Origin of the sequence: Cohnella rhizosphaerae, from assembly GCF_029525575.1 — a bacterium.
In the GTDB taxonomy this organism is placed as follows: Bacteria; Bacillota; Bacilli; order Paenibacillales; family Paenibacillaceae; genus Cohnella; species Cohnella rhizosphaerae.
Genome location: NZ_JAPDIA010000008.1, coordinates 632,903 through 653,091, shown reverse-complemented (window position 1 = coordinate 653,091; position 20,189 = coordinate 632,903). Strand labels below are relative to the sequence as shown.

Sequence of the window (20,189 nt, the reverse complement as noted above, 5' to 3'; positions counted from 1 at the left end):
AGGAAGGTCATGGATGGCTATTCATGGACAAAAAAAACGCCCTCCCGACGAATCAGGAAGAGCGCTGTTGGAATTGTTCGAGCGTGACGAGCACCTCTCTGGGCTTGCTGCCTTCGTACGGACCGACGACGCCCCTCGCCTCCATCGAGTCGATCAGGCGCGCCGCGCGCGTGTAGCCGATGCGCATGCGGCGCTGCAGCAGCGAAACCGAAGCCTGCTTGGCCTCGAGCACGATGCCGACCGCCTGATCGAACAGCTCGTCGAGCTGCTCGTTGTCCGCGGCATCGTCCGACTCCTCGATCTCGGGAACGAGCTCTTCGTTGTACTCCGCTTCGGCCTGGCCGCGCGCATAAGCGACGACGGACTCGACCTCGTTGTCCGACAGGAACGCGCCCTGCACGCGGATCGGCTTCGAGGCGCCCATCGGCAGAAAGAGCATGTCGCCCCGACCGAGCAGCTTCTCCGCGCCGACCATGTCGAGGATCGTGCGCGAGTCCACTTGCGAGGAGACGCCGAACGCGATCCGGCTCGGAATATTCGCCTTGATGACGCCGGTAATGACGTCGACCGAAGGACGCTGCGTCGCGATGATCAGGTGGATGCCGGCCGCCCGCGCCATCTGCGCGAGACGGCAGATCGCGTCTTCGACGTCGCCGGCCGCCACCATCATCAGGTCCGCGAGCTCGTCCACGATGACGACGATATAAGGCAGCACGCCATCCGGATTGTCCCCGCTCAGCATCAAATTGTTGTAGCCTTCGATGTTTCTCGTCCCGGATTTGGAAAACTTTTCATAGCGCTTTTCCATTTCGACGACGATCTTCTTCAGCGCGAGCGAAGCGCGCCGCGGATCCGTGACGACGGGCGCCAGCAGATGCGGAATGCCGTTGTAAACGTTAAGCTCGACCATCTTGGGATCGATCATCAGAAACTTCACTTCGTCGGGCTTGGCTTTGTACAGCAAACTCGTGATGATCCCGTTGATGCATACGGACTTCCCCGAGCCCGTTGCGCCCGCGACGAGCATATGAGGCATGCGGGCGAGGTTGCCGACGATCGGCTGACCGGAGATATCTCTGCCGAAGGCGATCGTCAGCTTGCTCGGCGCCTCCTGGAAGGTCGGCGTCTCGAGCACTTCGCGCAGCGTCACGACGCTGACCTCGTTGTTCGGCACCTCGATGCCGATCGCCGACTTGCCGGGGATCGGCGCTTCCATGCGAATATCCTTCGCCGCGAGCGCCAGGGCGATGTCGTCGGTCAGGCTGACGATCCGGCTGACCTTGACGCCGACGTCCGGCTGCAGCTCGTAGCGCGTGACGGCGGGTCCGCGGGCCACGTCGAGCACCTTCGCGCGCACGCCGAAGCTCTCGAGCGTCGCCTCCAGCTTGCGCGCGACCTCGCGGCCGCCGTCCCCCGCGCCTCCCTTGCCGCCGCCTTGCGGCTTGCCGAGCAGATGTATCGGCGGCATGCGGTACACCCGCTTGGGCTTGACGGGAGCCGCAGCGGCGGTCGCCGTCGCGTCGTCCGCGATCGAACCGTCCGGTCCCGAACCCGGCGCGGCAGCTTGTACGGGAACGGCTTCGCCTGCCGCCGTATCCGGCAGTACCGCCGCATCGATCTCGTGACCGACGCCGGCCGGATCGTCCAGCTCCAGCTCGGATTGGGTCCAGGCCGACTCGTCGGCATCGCCGAACGAAGGTACTTGATCGGCGAAATCGTGGAAACGCGGACCTGGGTCAGGCTCGGCGAACGTCCGCTCCGGATCGTCTTCGGGTTCTATGTAGGGGGCTTGAACGGCCGGCGCGACAGGCTCTTCCATCGGCACGAACGCGGGCTCCGCTTCCTTCTTCCGGCTCTTGCCGCGCCCCTCCGGACGGGCCGCGATGTTGACCGCGGGAGCGGACGGATACAGGGCGGGTTCGCCGTCCAGATCGTCAGGCTCCGCAGCCTCCGGTCCCCCGGGCTTGCCGTGAAACAGTTGGAAGAAATAAGGCTTCTTCGCATCCGCGTTCCGTGCGACGGGTTCGTCCTGAAAATCGTCGTCGTCGATCCCCGCCATCGCCGCGGCGACCTGTCCTTTCTTCGCCCTTGGCTTGACCGGCACCGCCTTCGCCTTGGCCAGCTTGCGTCCGCCGGACAACCGCTGCGCGAGCAAGGGCAGCAGGCGCTTGCCGAACGTGCGAATCCCTTTCATCATGTCGACGTAGGAACGGTTCGTCAGCAGCATGAAGGCGATCACGAACTCGACGATCAACACGAACTTCGCGCCGTAATAGCCGAACAGCCAGTAAAATATCGAATATTGCATCGCGCCGAGCAGTCCGCCGCCAATATCTTTTCCGGTGATCCGGGCTTCGTTTTCGATCGGCGCATTCCACAGCTGCTCGTACAGCTGGTGCGTCGTCTGGCTGAAAATCGCCGAGGGCCGAATCGCCTCGAGCGGGCCGAGACGCGAATCGACGAAGCTCATGGAACTGAGCAGCGTCAAACCGCAGCAGACCATGACGAAGCCGCTTCGGCGGATCGTCCAGCCTCGCGGCCAGGCTCTGCGGATCATGACATGCAGTCCGAGCCAGATGCCGGCGATCGGAAGCAGAAAATAAAATTTGCCCAGCAAATAGCCGAACAGCTTGGATAGCGAACGCCCGCCTGCGGCTTCGCCGTACATCGCGATGACGGATATCGTAATCAGCAATATGCCGTAGATCTCGTATTTGAGGCTTGCGCCCAGCGTATCTTTTTTTCGTTTGCGCTTGGCCAACTCCGCCACCTCCGGTCACCCATTATACCATAGTTTACCGAAGCGTCGCATGAGCCCAGGATCGGCCGTCAGGCGGTCTAAAGTCCCCGTTCCCCGTCGCCGATCGACGGCGTTCCCGGTACCGGGTTCGACGAAACCGAGCCGAAGCAAATCAGCTTGCCGGGCTCGAGGGACGGCATCAGATACGCATCGAGCGGCGCCGAGACAAGACGGACGAGCTTCCCGACGCCAGGGGCGACCGGGGTCAGCAGCATGCGAAGCGAACCGAGTTCCACCTCGATCATCGGCGCCTGTCCGTCGCTCCACCCTTCGAGCACGAGCTCCATCGGCATCGGCGTATACAGCGTCATTGCACCTCGCCCCCTTGCGGCGCGGCGAACGCCAACTTGCGCTCGGCGATTCGCCGGTTGAGCTCGCGCAGCGCCTCGCCGATTCCCCCCGATCGCGTCGATCAGTCCGTACGACACCGCGTCCGGCCCGACGACCGTCGTCCCGATGTCGCGGGCAAGCTCGCCCGTCTTGAACATCAATTCCTTGAACTTCGTCTCCCCGACTCTGCTATGCCTCGTGACGAAGCGAACGACCCGCTCCTGCATTTTGTCCAAATATTCGAACGTCTGAGGAACGCCGATGACGAGACCGTTCATTCGGATCGGATGAATCGTCATCGTCGCGCTTTCGGCGATCAGCGTATAATCGGCCGCTACAGCGATCGGCACGCCGATCGAGTGCCCGCCGCCGAGCACGACCGCCACCTTCGGCTTCGACAGCGACGAGATCATCTCCGCGATCGCAAGGCCCGCCTCGACGTCGCCGCCGACCGTGTTGAGCACGATCAGCAAACCTTCGACCTTCGGACTCTGTTCTGCGGCCACCAACTGCGGGATAACGTGCTCGTACTTGGTCGTCTTATTTTGCGGCGGCAGCATCATATGTCCTTCGACCTGGCCGATGATCGTCAGGCAAAACACGTTCGACTCGGCCTGCGGCACGCTCGCCGTGCCGAGCTGGACGATATTGTCCGCCGCGACCGAGCCTTTGCGCGCTTCGTCCGGCGTCGCGGGCTGCTCCGACACGCGAGGCGTTTCGTTGTTCGTCAAGTTGCCACTTCCTTCCCCAATCCTGCGGTTGCGCCGCGCTGCGGTAGGCGCAGGCGACGGCGGTTCGACATAGTATGGGCGCAATGACGCGCATTATGCGATTTCGCGGCGCTCGGCGAGCGGGAGGCGCAGCGCCAAAAAAAGCCGCCTGCCCGGACTTATCCGGGGGAAGCGGCCTTTGGTTTGAGTGTGCGGGTTGCTAGGTTTTCCGTTTATACTTCCATGATGATCGGCAGGATCATCGGTCTTCTTCTCGTTTGCTCGTACAGGAAACGCCCGAGCGCGTCCTTCACGTTGGTCTTCAGCGAAGCCCACTCGTTGACGTTGTCGCTCATCAGCTTGTGCAGCGTGCCCGTCACGATCCGATTGGCTTCTTCGAGCAGGCCTTCGGATTCGCGCACGTACACGAAGCCGCGAGAGATGATGTCCGGGCCGGACAGGATCGTGCCGTCCTGCTTGGACAGCGTGACGACGACGACCAGAATGCCGTCCTGGGAGAGCAGCTTGCGGTCGCGAAGCACGATGTTCCCGACGTCGCCGACGCCAAGTCCGTCGATCAGTACGTTGCCGGACGGAATCTTGCCAGCCTTGCGCGCGGTGCCGTTCTGGAATTCGACGACGTCGCCGATGTCGCACAGGAAAATATTTTCGCGGTCGATGCCGACGGACTCGCCGAGGTTGGCATGATGACGAAGCATCCGGTATTCGCCGTGGATCGGAATAAAGTACTGCGGACGAATCAGGTTCAGCATGAGCTTCAGCTCTTCCTGGCTGCCGTGACCCGATACGTGCACGCCGGACACGGAACCGGGTCCGTAAATGACGTGCGCGCCCAGACGCATAAGCTCGTCGACCGTACGGCCGACATATTTCTCGTTGCCCGGAATAGGCGTCGCCGAAATAATGACGGTGTCGCCCGCAAGGATGTCTACTTTGCGGTGCGTCGAGCGCGCCATGCGCGACAGCGCGGACATCGGCTCGCCCTGGCTGCCCGTCGACAGGATGACGACGCGGTCGGCCGGCAGCTTGTTTACTTCTTCGGGCTCGATGATCATGCCCTCGGGAACGTCCAGATACCCCATCTCCGAAGCGATCGTCACGACGTTCACCATGCTGCGGCCCACGACGGCCATCTTGCGGCGCGTCTCGGCGGCCGCATTAATGACCTGCTGTACCCGATGAACGTTCGACGCGAACGTGGCGACGACGACGCGCTGCTTCGCCCGGCGGAAGATCTCCTCGAATTCCTTGCCGATGTTGCTCTCCGACGGCGTGAATCCGGGGCGCTCCGCGTTGGTGCTGTCCGACAGCAGCGCGAGCACGCCGCGCTTGCCGATCTCGGCCATCCGCTGCAGGTCGGCGTACTGATCGTTGACCGGCGTATGGTCGAACTTGAAGTCGCCCGTATGCACGACGACGCCTTCCGGCGTCTCGAGGCAAACGCCGACCGAATCCGGAATACTGTGGTTCGTGCGGAAGAAGGACGCCTTGATCGCGCCCATCTGCACTTCCGAATCCGCGGTGATCAGGATGCGCTTCGTATCGCCGAGCAATCCCGCTTCCTTCAGCTTGTTTTCGATCAGGCCGGTCGTCAGACGCGTGGCGTAGATCGGCACGTTCAGCTGCTTCAAAACGTAAGGAAGCCCGCCGATGTGGTCCTCGTGTCCGTGCGTGACGAGGATGCCGCGAACCTTCTCGCGATTGTCCAGCAGGTGGGTAATGTCCGGGATGACGACGTCGATGCCGAGCATCTCTTCTTCCGGAAATTTCAAGCCTGCGTCGACGACGACGATGTCGTTCCCATACTGAACGACATACATATTTTTCCCGATCTCGCCGACGCCGCCAAGCGCGTAAATCAATAATTTGTCTGTGCTGTTTTTCTTGGACAAGTCTGAGTACCTCCTACGATAATTCGACGATCCCGATCTATGGAATTGTCAAGTTGCAAATTTTGGCCGCACCCATTCACTCCCCCCTCATTATACATGATGCCAATCCACTCGTACAAGTCAGGCTAACGAATACGGCCGAATACGATTAATTTCTCCATTTAACGCAAAACCGATGCCGGAGGCATCGGTCGCTCGAAAAGTTATGGAACAGGCGTCCGCCCAGCGGCCTGACGCCTTAGTTAAATAAGGCCTCGATAAAAGCTTGTTCGTCGGCCGAAGCGGGAGCGAGCGGCAATCGGACGCCGCCGACGTTCAGTCCCTTGACGGTGAGGGCATGCTTGACCGCGACCGGATTCGGCACGGGATGCGGACACTGGAACAGACCTTTGAATACGGGATACAGCTTGGCATTGAGCTGCGCCGCCTCGTGTATGCTTCCCGCGAGGAACGTATCGATCAGTTGCTTCATCTCCGCGCCGACGACATGGCTCGCCACGCTAATGATGCCGTAGCCGCCGACGGCCAGCGTCGGAAGCGTAATGCCGTCGTCCCCGCTGTATACGACAAAGCCATCGGGCGCTTCTGCGACCAACTCGGTAATTTGCTCGACGGACACGCATTCCTTGGTCGCCACCACGTTCGGAAGTTGCGCAAGTCTCAGCGTCGTCGCGGTCGACAAGCTGACGACGGTGCGTCCCGGCACATTGTAAAGAATAACGGGCAGCTTCGTCGCTTCGGCGATGGCCTTGAAATGCAAGTACAAGCCTTCTTGATTCGGCTTGTTGTAATAAGGAGCGACGAGCAGCAGGCCGTCGACGCCCGCTTCTTCGGCGAGCTTGCTCAGATGGATGGAATGGGCCGTATCGTTGCTGCCGGTGCCGGCGATGATCTTGGCACGACCGGCCGCGCGGCGCACCGAGAACCGGAATAGCTCCAGCTTCTCTTCTTCGGTTAAGGTGGGCGATTCGCCGGTCGTGCCCGATACGACCAGGCTATCCGACTTCTGTACCTCGATCAGCTCGTCGATCAGCCGACCGGTCGCTTCCCAATCAATCTGCAATTGCTCGTTAAACGGCGTCACCATCGCCGTAATCAGGCGGCCGAAATCCATACCCGTATCCTCCTTCGTCTATAAGCCGATCCTTGGCGCACATTCGTCATAAACTTCATGATACCGCATGCAAGGCAAAAGCGGAATGGAGCGCGGTTAACGCAGCCGCCATATCCTCCTCGCGCACGAGCACCCATATCGTCGTATTGGAGTCCGCGGATTGCAAGATCGGGATCTGACGCTCGGCAAGCGCCTCCACGATCTTCGCCATGACCCCCGGCTCCCCGTTCATGCCTCCCCCCGATGACCGACACCTTCGCGCAGCCACCGCGCACGCGCGGCTCGAATCCCATCTCCGCGAGCAGCCGCAGCGCGAGCGGCGCATCCCGGTCCGTCACCGTGTATAAAACGCCGGCAGGCATCACGTTGATGAAGTCGACGCTGATCCCGTTTTTCGCCATCGACCGGAACACCTCAAGCTGCGGATTAAGCGAGGCGCCCTCGGCCGAGATCGAGATCTGCGTGACGCCTCGCACATGCGCGAGCCCCGTCACCGCGCGATCGCTCCAGCCGATATGGCCTTCCGCCGCGTTGGCATGCGTGACGAGCGTCCCCTCCCCCGTCCGAAAAGGTGGAGCGGACGCGCACCGGAATGCCGGCCTTCATCGCGATCTCGACGGCTCTCGGATGGATGACCTTGGCTCCGTTGTGCGCCATGTTGCAAATCTCGTCGTAACTGACGACCGCCAGCTGCCGCGCTTCCGACACGACGCGCGGATCGGCCGTCAGTATGCCGTCCACGTCCGTGTAAATATCGACCACGTCGGCTTGGAGCGCGGCGCCGAGCGCGGTAGCCGACGTATCGCTGCCGCCGCGTCCGAGCGTCGTGATCTCGCCGTCGGCCGTGGCGCCTTGAAAGCCCGTCACGACGACGATCTTGCCTTGCGCAAGGCAGGCGAGGATGCGCTCGGTCTTCACCTCGACGATGCGCGCGGCGCCGAACTTGCCGTCGGTGACGATGCCCGCTTGGGCACCGGTAAGGACGACGCTCGGCAGATCATTGGCGTTTAGCAGGCTGCATAAAGTAGCTGCGGAGATTAACTCTCCGCAGCTCATCAGCAAGTCCTTCTCCCGTTCGCCCAGTCCGGCTCCGTTCGCGCCGGCCCACTCGAGCAGCGTATCCGTCGCGTACGGATCGCCCCGGCGTCCCATTGCCGACACGACGACCACAAGGCCCGCGCCGGCCTCGTATTCCCGCCGAATATGACGGAGGACGTGCGCCCGAGCGTTAGCGTCGGACAGCGACGTCCCTCCGAACTTTTGTACCGTAACCATCCATGCATCCTTCCTCGCCTCAATAATGTCGGAACCGCGGTGTCTGTGGCGCCGCTCGGAGAGGGAATGAAGCTGCATCCGTCAGTCAGCCCTCCCCGGCTTCGGGAAGGGCTGGGGCTGGCGATTTATGCGCGAGAGGCTGCGATGTGTTCGGCGATCTGAACGGCGTTCCAGGCGGCGCCCTTGAGCAGATTGTCGGAAACGATCCACATATTCAGCGCGCGCGGGTTGGACAGGTCGCGCCGGACGCGCCCGACGAACACTTCGTTTTTGCCCGCCGCGTCGGTCGCCAGCGGATAAAGCTGACTGTCCGGATCGTCCTGCAAAACGAGGCCGGGCGCGCCTGCGAGCAAGGTCTTCACTTCGGCGACGTCGAAATCCTGCTTCAGCTCGACGTATACGGATTCGGAATGGCCGTATACGACCGGTATGCGTACGCAAGTCGCGGTCACTTCGAGCGTCTCGTCGCCCATGATCTTTTTCGTTTCCCGGATCATCTTCATCTCTTCGAGCGTGAAGCCGTTGTCCTGGAACTTGTCGATCTGCGGGATCGCGTTAAACGCGATCTGATGCTTGACAGGCAGCGAGCCGACCGGCAGGATATCCGGCTTCGGATCGCCTCCGGCAAGCACTTCCTTCGACTGGCGCAGCATCTCGTCGATCGCGCGCGCGCCGGCGCCGGAAACGGCCTGGTACGTCGATACGATGATACGCGAGATGCCGAAGCGGTCGTACAGCGGCTTGAGCGCCGCCACCATCTGAATCGTCGAGCAGTTCGGATTCGCGATGACGCCCTTGTGCTCGGCGACCTTATCGATGTTGACCTCCGGCACGACCAGCGGCGTCCCGGGATCCATGCGATAGGCGTTCGTATTGTCGATGCAGACGGCCCCGCGCTCGATCGCATGCGGGATGAGCGCCTTGGAGACGTCGCCGCCGGCGCTGAACAGCGCGATCTCGACGCCCTTGAAGCTGTCGGGCGTCGCTTCTTCGACCGTATAGGTCTGGCCTTTGAATTCGATCTTCGTTCCGGCGGAGCGCGCCGAAGACAGAAGCTTCAGTTCCTTGATCGGGAAGTTGCGCGCTGCGAGCTGCTTCAAGATCTGTTCCCCAACGGCGCCGGTGGCTCCCACGACGGCGACGTTAAACAACGTAGGCGTAGACATGATGATGACTCTCCCCCTCTAATCAAGCGACAATCTCTATATGGATAAGTTCAAGCGTATAAAAACCGTTCGATAATCATCGGCTGCAGCTGCTTGCCCTGCAGAGCGGCTTCGCACGTATCGATCGCGAGGTCCATCCGGGCGACGAGCGAATTCGGCTTCTGAGCCGGATTGTCCTGGCCGAAGGGCACGAAGTAAATGTTCTTCGCGACGAGCAACCGGGCGATATTCGCGGCGTTCAGACCGAGGCCGTCGTTCGTGGAGATCGCCAGCACGAGCGGCCTGCCGTTGCGCATCTGGGCCTTGGCTGCCATCAGCACCGGTCCGTCCGTCATGGCGTTCGCCAGCTTGCTCGTCGTATTGCCCGTGCAGGGGGCGATGATCATGACGTCGAATCGCTTGGACGGACCGAGCGGCTCCGCGTCCACGATCGTGCTGATAATCTCGTTGCCCGTCATGCGGGTCAATTCGGACCGCCAATGCGCGGACTCGCCGAAGCGCGTATCCGTCGTCAGCACGCTCTGACTGACGACCGGCACGACGTTCGCTCCGGCGTCGACGAAGCGCTGAATCTGGGGCATAATCTCCGGCAACGTGCAATGCGAGCCGGATAACGCGTACCCGACCGTGATTCCTTGCCAATTCATGGCGCTTCCCCCCTGTTTGTAGTCGTCCAGAATGCTCTGGCACAGACTATTCGCGATAATGCGTCCTGCCGTCTTGGGGGCGACGATGCCGGGCAATCCGGGCGCCAGCAGCGCCTTGATGCCGCGCTTCTCCGCGAACCGGAAATCGGTGCCGCCGGGCTTGGATGCAAGGTCGATAATGACCGCGCGAAGGGGGAAGTTTGGAGATCACTTGTGCTGTGACTATCATATTCGGTATCGTATTAAAAATCAAGTCAATATTCCCCGCCAGACGCGCCAAATCAGCGATGTAGAAGGGCTCGAAGCCCATCTCGTACGCCCTCGCGAACGCGTCTTCCCGACGCACGCCCGCCATTACGGACGCCCCCAAGCCCTGCAGCACGCGAGCCATCGTCATCCCCGTCCGGCCGAGTCCAAGCACCATGCATTTCGATCCGTGAATCGTGATGTCCGTATGCTGAATCGCCATCATCAAGGCGCCTTCCGCCGTTGGTATCGAGTTATAAATGGCCACGTCGTCCCTCTCGAACAGCTCTACGACCGTCAGCCGATGTTTCTCGCCGAGCTTGCGCAGATGGTTCCTCGCGAGTCCCGTATATACCTTGCAGGTTTTCGGCAATGCCGCGGCGAAATCGTCCGTCAGTTTCAGCTCTTGATCCGTGAAGATCGCCGAAATCGCGCCGTCCTCTTCCGTTCCGGCCACCGGCAGGAGCAGCGCGTCCGCGCTTCGCAGCGCATCGGGCGTCCACTCCCCCTTTGGTCACGCCCGAAAAAGGCGTGTCGAGACGCTCGAATCCCATCAGCGTTACCGTCGCGTCCAGTTCGGTAAGCCGTCTAATGACCTCGAGCTGCCGCGCGTCGCCTCCGGCGACGATAATATGCACGCCCGTAAGCATGACTTCTCCCTCCTTTGCCCTTGGCGCCTGGCGGCTTCCTCAGCGCGAGACGGCCGAGGTCGATGCCTCCCGGGCGATGGCGTCGCGGCTCGGGCGGCACGCATCGCGACTTGCATAACTCATCGTATGCAACCGCCCCCCGGCGGGTGCGGAGCCAGTCGCGGCGGCCTCGCAGGTTCTCGAAGGGCATAAAAAAAACGTCTTGCGGGGCATGCGCGCCCTGCAAGACGTTCCTGAACAAAATTCAAACGCCCGTATGTCCGAAGCCGCCTGCGCCCCGTACCGTATCCGGCAGCTCGTCGGTCTCCTCGATCGTAACCTGCGGCACGCGCTGGAACACCATCTGCGCGATGCGCTCCCCCCGTTCGATCGCGAACGGCTGCTGTCCCAGGTTCACGAGCAGCACCTTCACCTCGCCGCGATAATCGGCATCGATCGTGCCCGGCGAATTCAGGCAGGTAATGCCGTGCTTGTAGGCCAGCCCGCTGCGCGGCCTGATCTGCGCTTCAAGCTCTGCCGGCATCGCCATCGCGAAGCCTGCGGGGATCAACGCCCGTTCGCCCGGCGTTAGCACGACCGGCTCCGCGACCGCGGCGTGCAGATCGAAGCCGGCCGCCCATTCGGACATGCGGCGCGGCAGCGGAACGTCTTCATTCCCCGGCAGCCGCTTCAACTGGATTGGATACAACGAATTCCCTCCCCTATTCCCGCCAACGCCTTCTCCTGCGAGCCGACGAGCGCCAAAGCCGCCGGCTGGCTCATAATGCGTTTCATCATGTTGGCGACGTCGTCCATCGTGACCGCGTCGATCCGTTCGATCATCTCGTCGAGCGTCAGATGGCGTCCGAGCATCAGCTCGTTTTTGCCGAGCCGGTTCATCCGGCTGCTCGTGCTCTCCAGACTCAGGATCAGGTTGCCTTTGAGCTGCTCCTTGCCGCGGCTCACTTCGGCTTCGCTTAATCCGCTGGCATACGCCGCGTTCAACATTTCCATCGTCAGATCGTAAACGTCCCTCGTCTGCTTGGGCGCGGTACCCGCATAGACGGTGAACAGCCCGCAGTCCGCGTAGCTCGTATGGTACGAATAGACCGAATAGGCCAGTCCGCGCTTTTCCCGGATTTCCTGGAACAGGCGCGAGCTCATTCCTCCGCCCAGCGCGTTGTTGAGCAGCGTCATCGCGTACATTTTCGGATCGTCGATCGGACAGCCCGGAAACGTGAGGCACAAATGATTCTGCTCCGTCTTTTTGCCATGGAAGAGCGCGTCCGGCCTAAAGTCGGGGGCCGACAACGTCGGCGCTTCCGAATGGATCGCGAAGGCGCCGAAATGCTTTTCGAGCAGTTCGAGCACGCCCTCATCTACGTTGCCCGCGAGGCTGACGACCGTATTTTCGATCGTGTACCTGCGCTTCATATAACCTCGCAGATCCTCGGGTCCCATCGCATGCAGGCGATCGGCCGTCCCCAGGATCGAATAGGCGAGCGGATGATCGCCGAACGCGGCCGTCGACGCCAGATCGTGCACCGTATCGTCCGGCGTATCGTCGTACATCGCGATCTCTTCGAGGATGACGTTCTTTTCCTTGGCCAGCTCTTCCTCGGCAAGCTGGGATTCGAAAAACATATCCGACAAAATGTCCACGGCGATCGGCAGATGCTGGTCGAGCACCTTGGCGTAATAACAGGTGTACTCCTTGGCGGTGAAGGCGTTGACGTTGCCGCCGATCCCGTCGAAGCGGTCGGCGATATCCTTCGCCGAATGGCGGCGCGTGCCTTTGAACAGCATATGTTCGACGAAATGCGAGATTCCGTTGTCCGTCTTCGTCTCGTAGCGGGACCCCGTCTTCACCCAAATGCCGAACGCAACCGACCTGCTGGTCGGGATATTCTCGATCATCACGCGCAAGCCGTTGTTCAGCGTGTACTTGTTCAACCGTTCTCCCCCTTGCCATGAATGATAACATGATATCAAAAATCGACATCCCTCACAACCGAAGAAGCGCCGCGAATCATCTCCGCGAACATTTATTTACCCGCTGACGAACCGTCCAACCGGCGTTCGGACAGGACCTCCGACACGGTTCCGGGCACGAGCCCCTTGGCCCTCGACGCGCGAATAATGCCTTTGAGCGCTTGCTCGGTCGTCGGCGTCGGGTGCATTAAAATAAGCGTTCCCGGACCTACGCCCGCCGCGATCTTGGCGACGACGCCGGCCGCGGGCGGTCGCTTCCAATCGACGGTATCGAGCGTCCACAGAACCGTCGTCAGTCCGAGCCCTGCCGCGATTCGCACCGTTCTGGCGTCGAAATCGCCGGAAGGCGGGGCGAACAGGCGGTTGTCGACGTCCAGCGTCTTTTTTGAGCAGCGTCTGCGTCTTGGCGATCTCTTCGAGCTGCTTGGCATCCGTGATCGTACTCATGTTTTTGTGCGAATACGCATGATTGGACACCTCGTGACCGCGCCGTTTGATCTCTTCCGCCGCCGCCTCGTTTTTGCTGAGCCAGCTTCCGTCGAGGAAAAACGTCGCTTTCGCATGCTCTTCGTCCAGCGTATTTAATATAGAAGCTAAATATTCGTTGCCCCATGCCACGTTGATCATCAGTCCGACCGCGGGCTTCGCGGGATTGCCGCGATAAACCGGCGATGGCGGCAGATCCTGCAGCGATACCTGAGGCGCGATCTCCCGGTAAACCCAGGGAATCTTCTCCGGATCAGCGCTCGCGGAAGCGGCCGTCCATCCCGCAGCGGCTGCCTTGGCGTAGGTCGCGTCGACGTCCACCGCCTTTCCGTTATAACCCGGCATTGCTTTCCATACCCGGTCGACGACGGCATTTTTCGGCTTGACCGCGCGCTTTTTCGCTTCCGCCGTCAGCCAAGCTTTCAGCGCTCGTTCTTCGGTCGTTTGCGCTTCTTCCGCCGTCTGCCGCTCGTTGTTGCCGAGAAATCCCGTCTCCGCGTACGTCGCTTCTCCGCTTGCGGACTTGGCGGATTCCACGTAAGCGCGCAACGGACCGTACCTGCCCGCCCCGAGCAGCAGGACAAGCAGCGCCAGCATGACCGCGGACGGCCAACGCGTTTTGCTCATGGCTGATTCCCAGCTCCCATCCGGGCGCGGACGCGCCCTCGCTTGTCTACAGCCTATGCCGCTCGGACGAAAAATATGAAAAACCGCAAGGAGGAGCAACCGCTGCAAACGGAGTCAACCGAAAAAAAGGAAATAAAAAAAAGAGACTGAAAAAACCGGTCTCTTTTGGCTTAACCTATGCGATTGGAGAAACGAGGCTGCGATTACTGGCCGCTCTGCACTTGTTCGGCCGTGAGCATCGCCTTGCGCGACAGGTTGACGCGTCCCATATTGTCGATCTCGGTGACCTTGACCATGATCTTGTCGCCGATGGCGACGGCATCCTCGACCTTGGCCACGCGCTCGGTCGACAGCTGCGAAATGTGAACGAGGCCGTCTTTGCCCGGCAGAATCTCGACGAACGCGCCGAACTTTTCGATGCGTTTAACCGTGCCGAGATACGTCTCGCCGACGATGACTTCGCGGACGATGCCTTCGATGATCGAACGCGCCTTGTCGTTGGCCGCCGCATCCGAGGACGCGATGTAGACGGTGCCGTCCTGCTCGATATCGATCTTGACGCCGGTATCCTCGATGATCTTGTTGATGATCTTGCCGCCGGAGCCGATGACGTCGCGGATCTTGTCCGGATTGATGTGCATCGTGATGATCTTCGGCGCGTATTTGCTCAGTTCCTTGCGCGGCTCGGACATGACTTCCATCATCTTGCCGAGGATGAACATGCGGCCTTCCTTCGCTTGCTCGAGCGATTGCGTCAGAATGGAGCGATCGATGCCGTCGATCTTGATATCCATCTGGATCGCGGTGACGCCCTTTGCCGTGCCGGCCACCTTGAAGTCCATGTCGCCGAGATGGTCTTCCATCCCCTGGATGTCCGTCAAAATCGTGAAGTGGTCCCCGTCCTTGATGAGACCCATCGCAACGCCCGCGACAGGCGCCTTGATCGGCACCCCGGCGTCCATCATCGCCAGCGTGCTGGCGCAGATGCTTGCCTGGGACGTCGAGCCATTGGATTCAAGCACTTCGGAAACGAGGCGAATCGTATAAGGGAACTCGGCTTCCGACGGGATGACCTTCAGCAGCGCGCGCTCGCCGAGTGCGCCATGACCGATCTCGCGGCGCCCAGGGGCGCGGAGCGGACGGGCTTCGCCGACCGAGAACGGCGGGAAGTTGTAGTGATGCATGAAGCGCTTGGATTCTTCGAGGCCGATGCCGTCGAGAATCTGCACTTCGCCGAGCGGACCAAGCGTACAGATGCTGAGCGCCTGGGTCTGTCCGCGGGTAAACAGGCCGGAGCCGTGCGTGCGCGGCAGCAGCGATACGTCCCCCGAGATCGGACGGATCTCTTCCGGCTTGCGGCCGTCGGGACGTACTTTGTCGTGCGTGATCAGGCGGCGCACTTCGTTTTTGACGATATCGTAGAGCACTTCCTTGACGTCGCCAAGCTTGCCGGGCTCGTCCGCGTAAACGGCGGAGAAATGCTCGACCGTCTCGGCGTTGATCGCGTCGATCGCTTCCTGGCGGGCATGCTTCTCTTCGATGCGGACGGCTTCGACGAGTCTCGCTTGGGCATACGCGTTGACGTCGCTCTCGACGGCTTCGTCTACGGCATGCAGCTTGACTTCCATCTTCGGCTGGCCGGCGACGGCAACGAGCTCGTTGATCTTGTCCACGATCTTCTTGATCTCGTCGTGGCCGAACATGATCGCTTCCAGCACGTCCGCTTCCGGCACTTCGTCGGCTTCGGCCTCGACCATCATGATCGCGTCCTTCGTGCCTGCCACGACGACGTGCATGTCGCTTTTTTCTTCTTCGGCGACCGTCGGGTTGATGATGAATTTGCCGCCGACGCGTCCGACGATGACGCCGCCGATCGGGCCGTCGAACGGAACGTTGGAGATGGCAAGCGCCGCGGACGTGCCGATCATCGCCGCGATCTCAGGCGGGCAATCCTGATCCACGCTCATGACGAGGCTGACGATTTGGACGTCGTTGCGGAATCCTTCGGGGAACAGCGGGCGAATCGGACGGTCGGTCAGACGCGAAGCCAGGATGGCTTTTTCGCTGGGACGGCCTTCGCGCTTGATGAAGCCCCCGGGAATTTTGCCGACGGCGTACAGCTTTTCTTCATAGTTGACGGTGAGCGGGAAAAAATCCAGGTCTTTCGGTCCGGAAGAAGCCGTGACCGTGGATAAAACGACCGTATCTCCGTAGCGGACGACAACGGCGCCGTTCGCCTGCTTCGCCAGACGTCCCGTCTCCAATGATAACGGGCGGCCGCCGAGCGACATCTCTACTTGGTGTGCCAGTGCAATCCCTCCTCTAAATTAGACATATGTAAATTCGACATACGCTCTATTATTTCCTGCCGGACGAATCTTAGGCGCGTAGAACAAGCCCTAAGCTTGAAAAAAAGCAACCCGCCGCCCCGGACCGATGCCCGATTGGCTAAGCAGGTTGCTTGTGTCGCGAAGCGAATTAACGGCGCAGGCCGAGCTTCTCGATCAGCGCGCTGTAACGCTTGACGTCCTTGTTCTTCAGGTATGCCAGCAGCTTGCGACGTTGGCCGACCATCTTAAGCAGGCCGCGGCGCGAGTGGTGGTCCTTTTTGTGGGACCTGAAGTGGGTCGTCAGGTTGTTGATGTTCTCCGTCAGGATCGCGATTTGAACTTCCGGGGATCCGGTGTCCGAAGCGTGCGTCTTGTGCAGCTCGATCAGTTCTTGTTTGCGCTCTTGCGTCAATGCCATCCCAATCACCTCCGTGTTCGATTTGTCTAATCGCCTGTGGCCGAGCTGGCGCCGGTGAGAGCGTCCGGCCAAGCCAAGGTTCAAGTGAAGCCGGCATTGCCGACAACGTTCAATAGTATAGCACAATGCCTATGATCATAGCAACAAGCGTATTAAACGAGCGAATGCGCAGCTTCAGCGCAAGCCGAGAGAGCGCAGCTCGTCGCGGGCTCGCTCGGCGTCCCTGCCGATCTGCGTCTTGAGCTCGTCGAACGAAGAGAACTTCGTCTCCGGGCGCAAAAAGCGGTGGAACCGCACGGTGAGCTCGCGTCCATACAGATCGCCTTCGAAATCGAACAAATTCGTCTCCAGCCTCGTGGCGCCTCCCGGCGCATCGAACGTAGGCCGGACGCCCACGTTAATGACGCCTCCGAGCTCGCGCGTCCCGTTATCCGCCCCGCCTACGGTCACCGCATAGACGCCATGCCGCGGAATGACGTACGGGACGGCCGTCAGCATGTTCGCCGTCGGAAAGCCGAGCAAGCGGCCGCGGGCGTCGCCGTGGACGATCTCGCCCGATATCGCATAAGGGCGTCCGAGCAGCATGGCCGCCGCTTCGCAATCGCCGGCCGCGAGACATTCGCGGATCCGGGTGCTGCTGATCTTGGCATCGCCCTCGAATACCGGCTCGACGACGCGAACCGAGATCGCCTCGTCGCTCAATCGCCGGAGCGCCTCCGCATCGCCTTGCCCCCGGTGCCCGAACCTGAAGTCAAAGCCGACGACGGCGGATCGAACGCCAAGCGGAAGGAGCAGACGCCGGACGAAGTTCTCCGCCGACACTTCGGCGAAGCCCCGGTCGAACGCCACGACGTAAGCCAATTCGACGCCCAGTTCGGCGAACAGCTTCAGCTTGTCCTCGAGCGGCGTAAGAACCGTATGGTAACCGTCCTTGCCGAGCACGGTCCGCGGATGCGGGCTGAACGTCAGCACGGCGGGCGCGAAGCCCCGCTCTCTCGCGGACGCCACCGCCTGGCGGATCACCTCGGCATGGCCTCTGTGCACGCCGTCGAAGAAGCCGATCGCCATCGCGACGCGGTCGCGGCAGGCGCCCGGCGGCAGTCCGCCGCCTTGCGTCAACATCGTATGAGTCAAATCGTAACGTTCCACCCTGCTGTCCTCCTGCATCTTCGAAAGAGCGCGGAACGCCGCCCGGCGGACCTTTAAGTCACTCTTCCGGATGAAATACTTTGACAGCCTTGAGCCGCCGGCCCTGCATGTCCGCTTCGAACAGGCCCAGAAAAGCGCCGTCGTCGCGATACAGTCGCCATAAGCCGTCATGGCCGGGCGCCGGCGACAGCAGCTCGAACGGAATCGGCTTCCCCCTGGCGCGCGTTCGAGGCCGCCGATGCGTCGCCGGTCGCCAGCGGGAACGGAAGCAGGCTGTCAGCCTGAATCAGACGGCTTCCTAGCGCTCCGCGCTCCCGCAGCTCAGCCATCTCCTCGAGCGTCAAGCTGTCTCCCGGCGCAAGTCCAGCGCTCTCCGTCCGTTTCAGAACGGCCATCGCCGCCGGAAACCCCAGCTTGCGCCCGATATCTACGCATAACGTACGAATATAGGTGCCCTTCGAGCAGCGAACGGAGAACGACGCTTCGGGCTGCGGCACGCCGGTCTTGATGTCAACGATCCGAATGTCGTAAATCGTCACCGGACGGGCAGGCCGTTCGACCGTAACGCCCTCCCTCGCCAGCTCGTAGAGCCGTTTGCCGTCGACCTTCAGGGCGGATACCATCGGGGGTACCTGCATGATATCCCCCGCAAAGGAGAGAATGGCCTCCTTGATCGCGCCTTCGCTTAATTCGCCGGCATCCCGCGTTTCCAGCACTTCGCCGGTTAAATCTTCGGTGTCCGTCGCGATGCCGAAGCGGATCGTCGCCTCGTACGTCTTGGGCAGCTCCTGGAGGTATTCCACCATGCGCGTCGCCCTCCCGATGCAAATCGGAAGCACGCCGGTCACGGCCGGGTCCAGCGTGCCGGTATGGCCGATCCGCTTGACGCCGAGAATGCGCCGCGCTTTGGCCACGACGTCGTGGGACGTCCAACCCGCGGGTTTCCATACGGCCAACACGCCTTCGCAGCTATGCGTTTTGGCTTGCGTCATGCGATTCCAGCGCCTTTCCTACCGCCGCCGTCAGCCTGCCGATCGCATCCTCGAGCGCGGCGTCGACCCTGCAGCCGGCCGCGCGGACATGACCGCCGCCTCCGAACAGCTGGGATACCGCCGCGACGTCGACCTTGCCCGCCGAGCGCAGGCTGACTTTGACCGAATTTTCCGCGTTTTGCTTGAACAGAATGCCGACCTCGACGCCTTCGACGTTGCGAGGGAAGTTTACGATGCCTTCCAGGTCCTCGTTCCTCGCGCCGGTGTCCGCCATGTCCCCGGGCGTCACCCAGAGCCAGGCGATGCGCTTGTCCGCGCTGAACGTCAGCCGGGACAGCGCCCGCTGCAAGACGAGCATCTGCTGAAGCGTCATCCGTTCCAGCAGATGCTCGGCCAGCATCGGCCCGTCCACACCCAGATCGATCAGTCGCGATGCGATCGAGAGCACGTTCGGCGTCGTATTGCTGTAGCGAAATCCGCCGGTGTCGGTAAGCATGCCGGTATAGATCGCCGTCGCGGCATCCTTGTCCAGCGCCGTGCCCGTGCGTTCTATCAATTCGTACAAAATCTCGGCCGTCGCGGCTGCGTCCGAGCGAAGCACGTTAACGCGTCCATAGCCGTTGTTGGTCGGATGATGGTCGATGTTCAGCAGCTCGAAATTTTCTTCGAAGCGTTCCGTCGCATTGCCGACCCGGCTGAAATCGGCGCAATCGACCGCGATGACATGACGATAGGCACGTCCGGCTGCGCCGGACGCGTTCGTCTGAATCCGTTCGCTCCCCGTCAGGTAATGCAGACGGTCGGGAACGGGCCCTTCATTGTACATGGTGTAGCTTTTGCCCAGCTTGTCCAGCAGCCAGGCGACCGCCACCGTGGAGCTGATGGCGTCGCCGTCCGGCTGAACGTGCGAGACGACGAGGAAGTCGTCCCGCTCCCGGATAAAGTCGACTGCGGCGTCGAGCTGCGCGATCCAGTCGTTCATGAATGCTGGTTCCCTTTGTTGATGTCCGCCAGCAGCGCCTCGATCCTGCTGCCGTAAGCGATCGAGCTGTCGAACCGGAATTCGATCTCGGGCGTATGCCGCAGCCGCATGCGGTTGCCAAGCTCCGAACGCAAAAATCCTTTGGCTCTCGCGAGCGCATGCAGCGTCGCTTCCTTCTGTTCGTCGTTGCCCAAAATGCTGAGATATACGCGAGCCTGGGAAAGATCCCCGGTCACGTCCACGCCCGTCACCGTGATAAAGCCGATGCGCGGATCCTTCAGCTCGGTCTGGATCAGCGAGCTGATCTCCTTCTTGATCTGTTCGCCGACTCGGCCGACGCGGAATTTAGCCACTGTCCATCCCCTCTTCCCTGCATCGTACGC

Annotated in this window: 15 protein-coding genes and 3 pseudogenes; all 18 read right to left on the bottom strand. The window is 61.4% G+C overall.

The window, feature by feature from the left end; translation table 11 throughout:
- Window positions 1–52: 52 nt before the first annotated feature.
- Window positions 53–2,761: an FtsK/SpoIIIE family DNA translocase gene (locus OMP40_RS26415; RefSeq protein ID WP_277535823.1), complete on the bottom strand. Its 2,709-nt coding sequence runs from the start codon at window positions 2,759–2,761 to the stop codon at window positions 53–55.
- 77 nt (window positions 2,762–2,838) lie between these two features.
- Window positions 2,839–3,093 (bottom strand): YlzJ-like family protein, encoded by a 255-nt coding sequence (locus OMP40_RS42320; protein WP_420872083.1) that lies wholly within the window; start codon window positions 3,091–3,093, stop codon window positions 2,839–2,841.
- Between the two features lie 14 nt (window positions 3,094–3,107).
- Window positions 3,108–3,861, bottom strand: a pseudogene (locus OMP40_RS26410) (ClpP family protease).
- 212 nt (window positions 3,862–4,073) lie between these two features.
- Complete coding sequence (locus OMP40_RS26405; RefSeq protein WP_277535819.1) at window positions 4,074–5,753, bottom strand: ribonuclease J; 1,680 nt, start codon at window positions 5,751–5,753, stop codon at window positions 4,074–4,076.
- Between the two features lie 238 nt (window positions 5,754–5,991).
- Window positions 5,992–6,867: a 4-hydroxy-tetrahydrodipicolinate synthase gene (gene dapA, locus OMP40_RS26400; RefSeq protein ID WP_277535817.1), complete on the bottom strand. Its 876-nt coding sequence runs from the start codon at window positions 6,865–6,867 to the stop codon at window positions 5,992–5,994.
- A gap of 55 nt (window positions 6,868–6,922) precedes the next feature.
- Window positions 6,923–8,142, bottom strand: a pseudogene (dapG, locus tag OMP40_RS26395) (aspartate kinase).
- A 125-nt stretch (window positions 8,143–8,267) separates the two neighbouring features.
- The gene (locus tag OMP40_RS26390) at window positions 8,268–9,308 is read right to left on the bottom strand and encodes an aspartate-semialdehyde dehydrogenase (RefSeq protein WP_277535816.1); all 1,041 of its coding nucleotides are present in this window, start codon (window positions 9,306–9,308) and stop codon (window positions 8,268–8,270) included.
- Between the two features lie 50 nt (window positions 9,309–9,358).
- Window positions 9,359–9,955 (bottom strand): dipicolinate synthase subunit B, encoded by a 597-nt coding sequence (locus OMP40_RS26385; RefSeq protein WP_277538038.1) that lies wholly within the window; start codon window positions 9,953–9,955, stop codon window positions 9,359–9,361.
- A 21-nt stretch (window positions 9,956–9,976) separates the two neighbouring features.
- Window positions 9,977–10,851: pseudogene (gene dpaA, locus OMP40_RS26380) on the bottom strand (dipicolinic acid synthetase subunit A); the annotation flags it as partial.
- A gap of 244 nt (window positions 10,852–11,095) precedes the next feature.
- A complete protein-coding gene (gene dut, locus OMP40_RS26375; protein ID WP_277535815.1) occupies window positions 11,096–11,539 on the bottom strand; it encodes a dUTP diphosphatase in 444 nt (147 codons plus the stop codon).
- Window positions 11,521–12,783, bottom strand: a complete 1,263-nt coding sequence (locus OMP40_RS26370) for a M16 family metallopeptidase (RefSeq protein ID WP_277535813.1) — start codon at window positions 12,781–12,783, stop codon at window positions 11,521–11,523. Before OMP40_RS26370 ends, dut begins: the two co-directional genes overlap by 19 nt.
- Before the next feature lie 96 nt (window positions 12,784–12,879).
- Window positions 12,880–13,935: a polysaccharide deacetylase family protein gene (locus tag OMP40_RS26365; protein WP_277535811.1), complete on the bottom strand. Its 1,056-nt coding sequence runs from the start codon at window positions 13,933–13,935 to the stop codon at window positions 12,880–12,882.
- A 203-nt stretch (window positions 13,936–14,138) separates the two neighbouring features.
- Window positions 14,139–16,244 (bottom strand): polyribonucleotide nucleotidyltransferase, encoded by a 2,106-nt coding sequence (pnp, locus tag OMP40_RS26360; protein WP_277538036.1) that lies wholly within the window; start codon window positions 16,242–16,244, stop codon window positions 14,139–14,141.
- 169 nt (window positions 16,245–16,413) lie between these two features.
- Window positions 16,414–16,683 carry a 30S ribosomal protein S15 gene (gene rpsO / locus OMP40_RS26355; protein ID WP_090115765.1) on the bottom strand — a complete coding sequence of 90 codons (270 nt, stop codon included), beginning with the start codon at window positions 16,681–16,683 and terminating at the stop codon, window positions 16,414–16,416.
- A 174-nt stretch (window positions 16,684–16,857) separates the two neighbouring features.
- A complete protein-coding gene (locus tag OMP40_RS26350; RefSeq protein ID WP_277535807.1) occupies window positions 16,858–17,832 on the bottom strand; it encodes a bifunctional riboflavin kinase/FAD synthetase in 975 nt (324 codons plus the stop codon).
- Between the two features lie 167 nt (window positions 17,833–17,999).
- Entirely contained in the window at window positions 18,000–18,824 is an 825-nt protein-coding gene (truB, locus tag OMP40_RS26345) for a tRNA pseudouridine(55) synthase TruB (RefSeq protein WP_277535805.1), read from the bottom strand.
- Window positions 18,802–19,806: a DHH family phosphoesterase gene (locus tag OMP40_RS26340; RefSeq protein WP_277535802.1), complete on the bottom strand. Its 1,005-nt coding sequence runs from the start codon at window positions 19,804–19,806 to the stop codon at window positions 18,802–18,804. The genes truB and OMP40_RS26340 overlap by 23 nt, the downstream gene beginning before the upstream one ends.
- Window positions 19,803–20,159, bottom strand: coding sequence for a 30S ribosome-binding factor RbfA (rbfA, locus tag OMP40_RS26335; RefSeq protein WP_277535800.1), 357 nt, complete (start codon window positions 20,157–20,159; stop codon window positions 19,803–19,805). Before rbfA ends, OMP40_RS26340 begins: the two co-directional genes overlap by 4 nt.
- Window positions 20,160–20,189 lie beyond the last annotated feature (30 nt).

What these genes read in the sequence shown, in the direction of transcription:
- OMP40_RS42320 (WP_420872083.1), bottom strand. Translation starts at nt 3,093, where the DNA reads ATGCCGATGGAGCTCGTGCTCGAAGGGTGGAGCGACGGACAGGCGCCG.
- dapA (WP_277535817.1), bottom strand. Translation starts at nt 6,867, where the DNA reads ATGGATTTCGGCCGCCTGATTACGGCGATGGTGACGCCGTTTAACGAG.
- OMP40_RS26390 (WP_277535816.1), bottom strand. Translation starts at nt 9,308, where the DNA reads ATGTCTACGCCTACGTTGTTTAACGTCGCCGTCGTGGGAGCCACCGGC.
- OMP40_RS26385 (WP_277538038.1), bottom strand. Translation starts at nt 9,955, where the DNA reads ATGAATTGGCAAGGAATCACGGTCGGGTACGCGTTATCCGGCTCGCAT.
- OMP40_RS26365 (WP_277535811.1), bottom strand. Translation starts at nt 13,935, where the DNA reads ATGAGCAAAACGCGTTGGCCGTCCGCGGTCATGCTGGCGCTGCTTGTC.
- rpsO (WP_090115765.1), bottom strand. Translation starts at nt 16,683, where the DNA reads ATGGCATTGACGCAAGAGCGCAAACAAGAACTGATCGAGCTGCACAAG.
- truB (WP_277535805.1), bottom strand. Translation starts at nt 18,824, where the DNA reads ATGACGCAAGCCAAAACGCATAGCTGCGAAGGCGTGTTGGCCGTATGG.
- OMP40_RS26340 (WP_277535802.1), bottom strand. Translation starts at nt 19,806, where the DNA reads ATGAACGACTGGATCGCGCAGCTCGACGCCGCAGTCGACTTTATCCGG.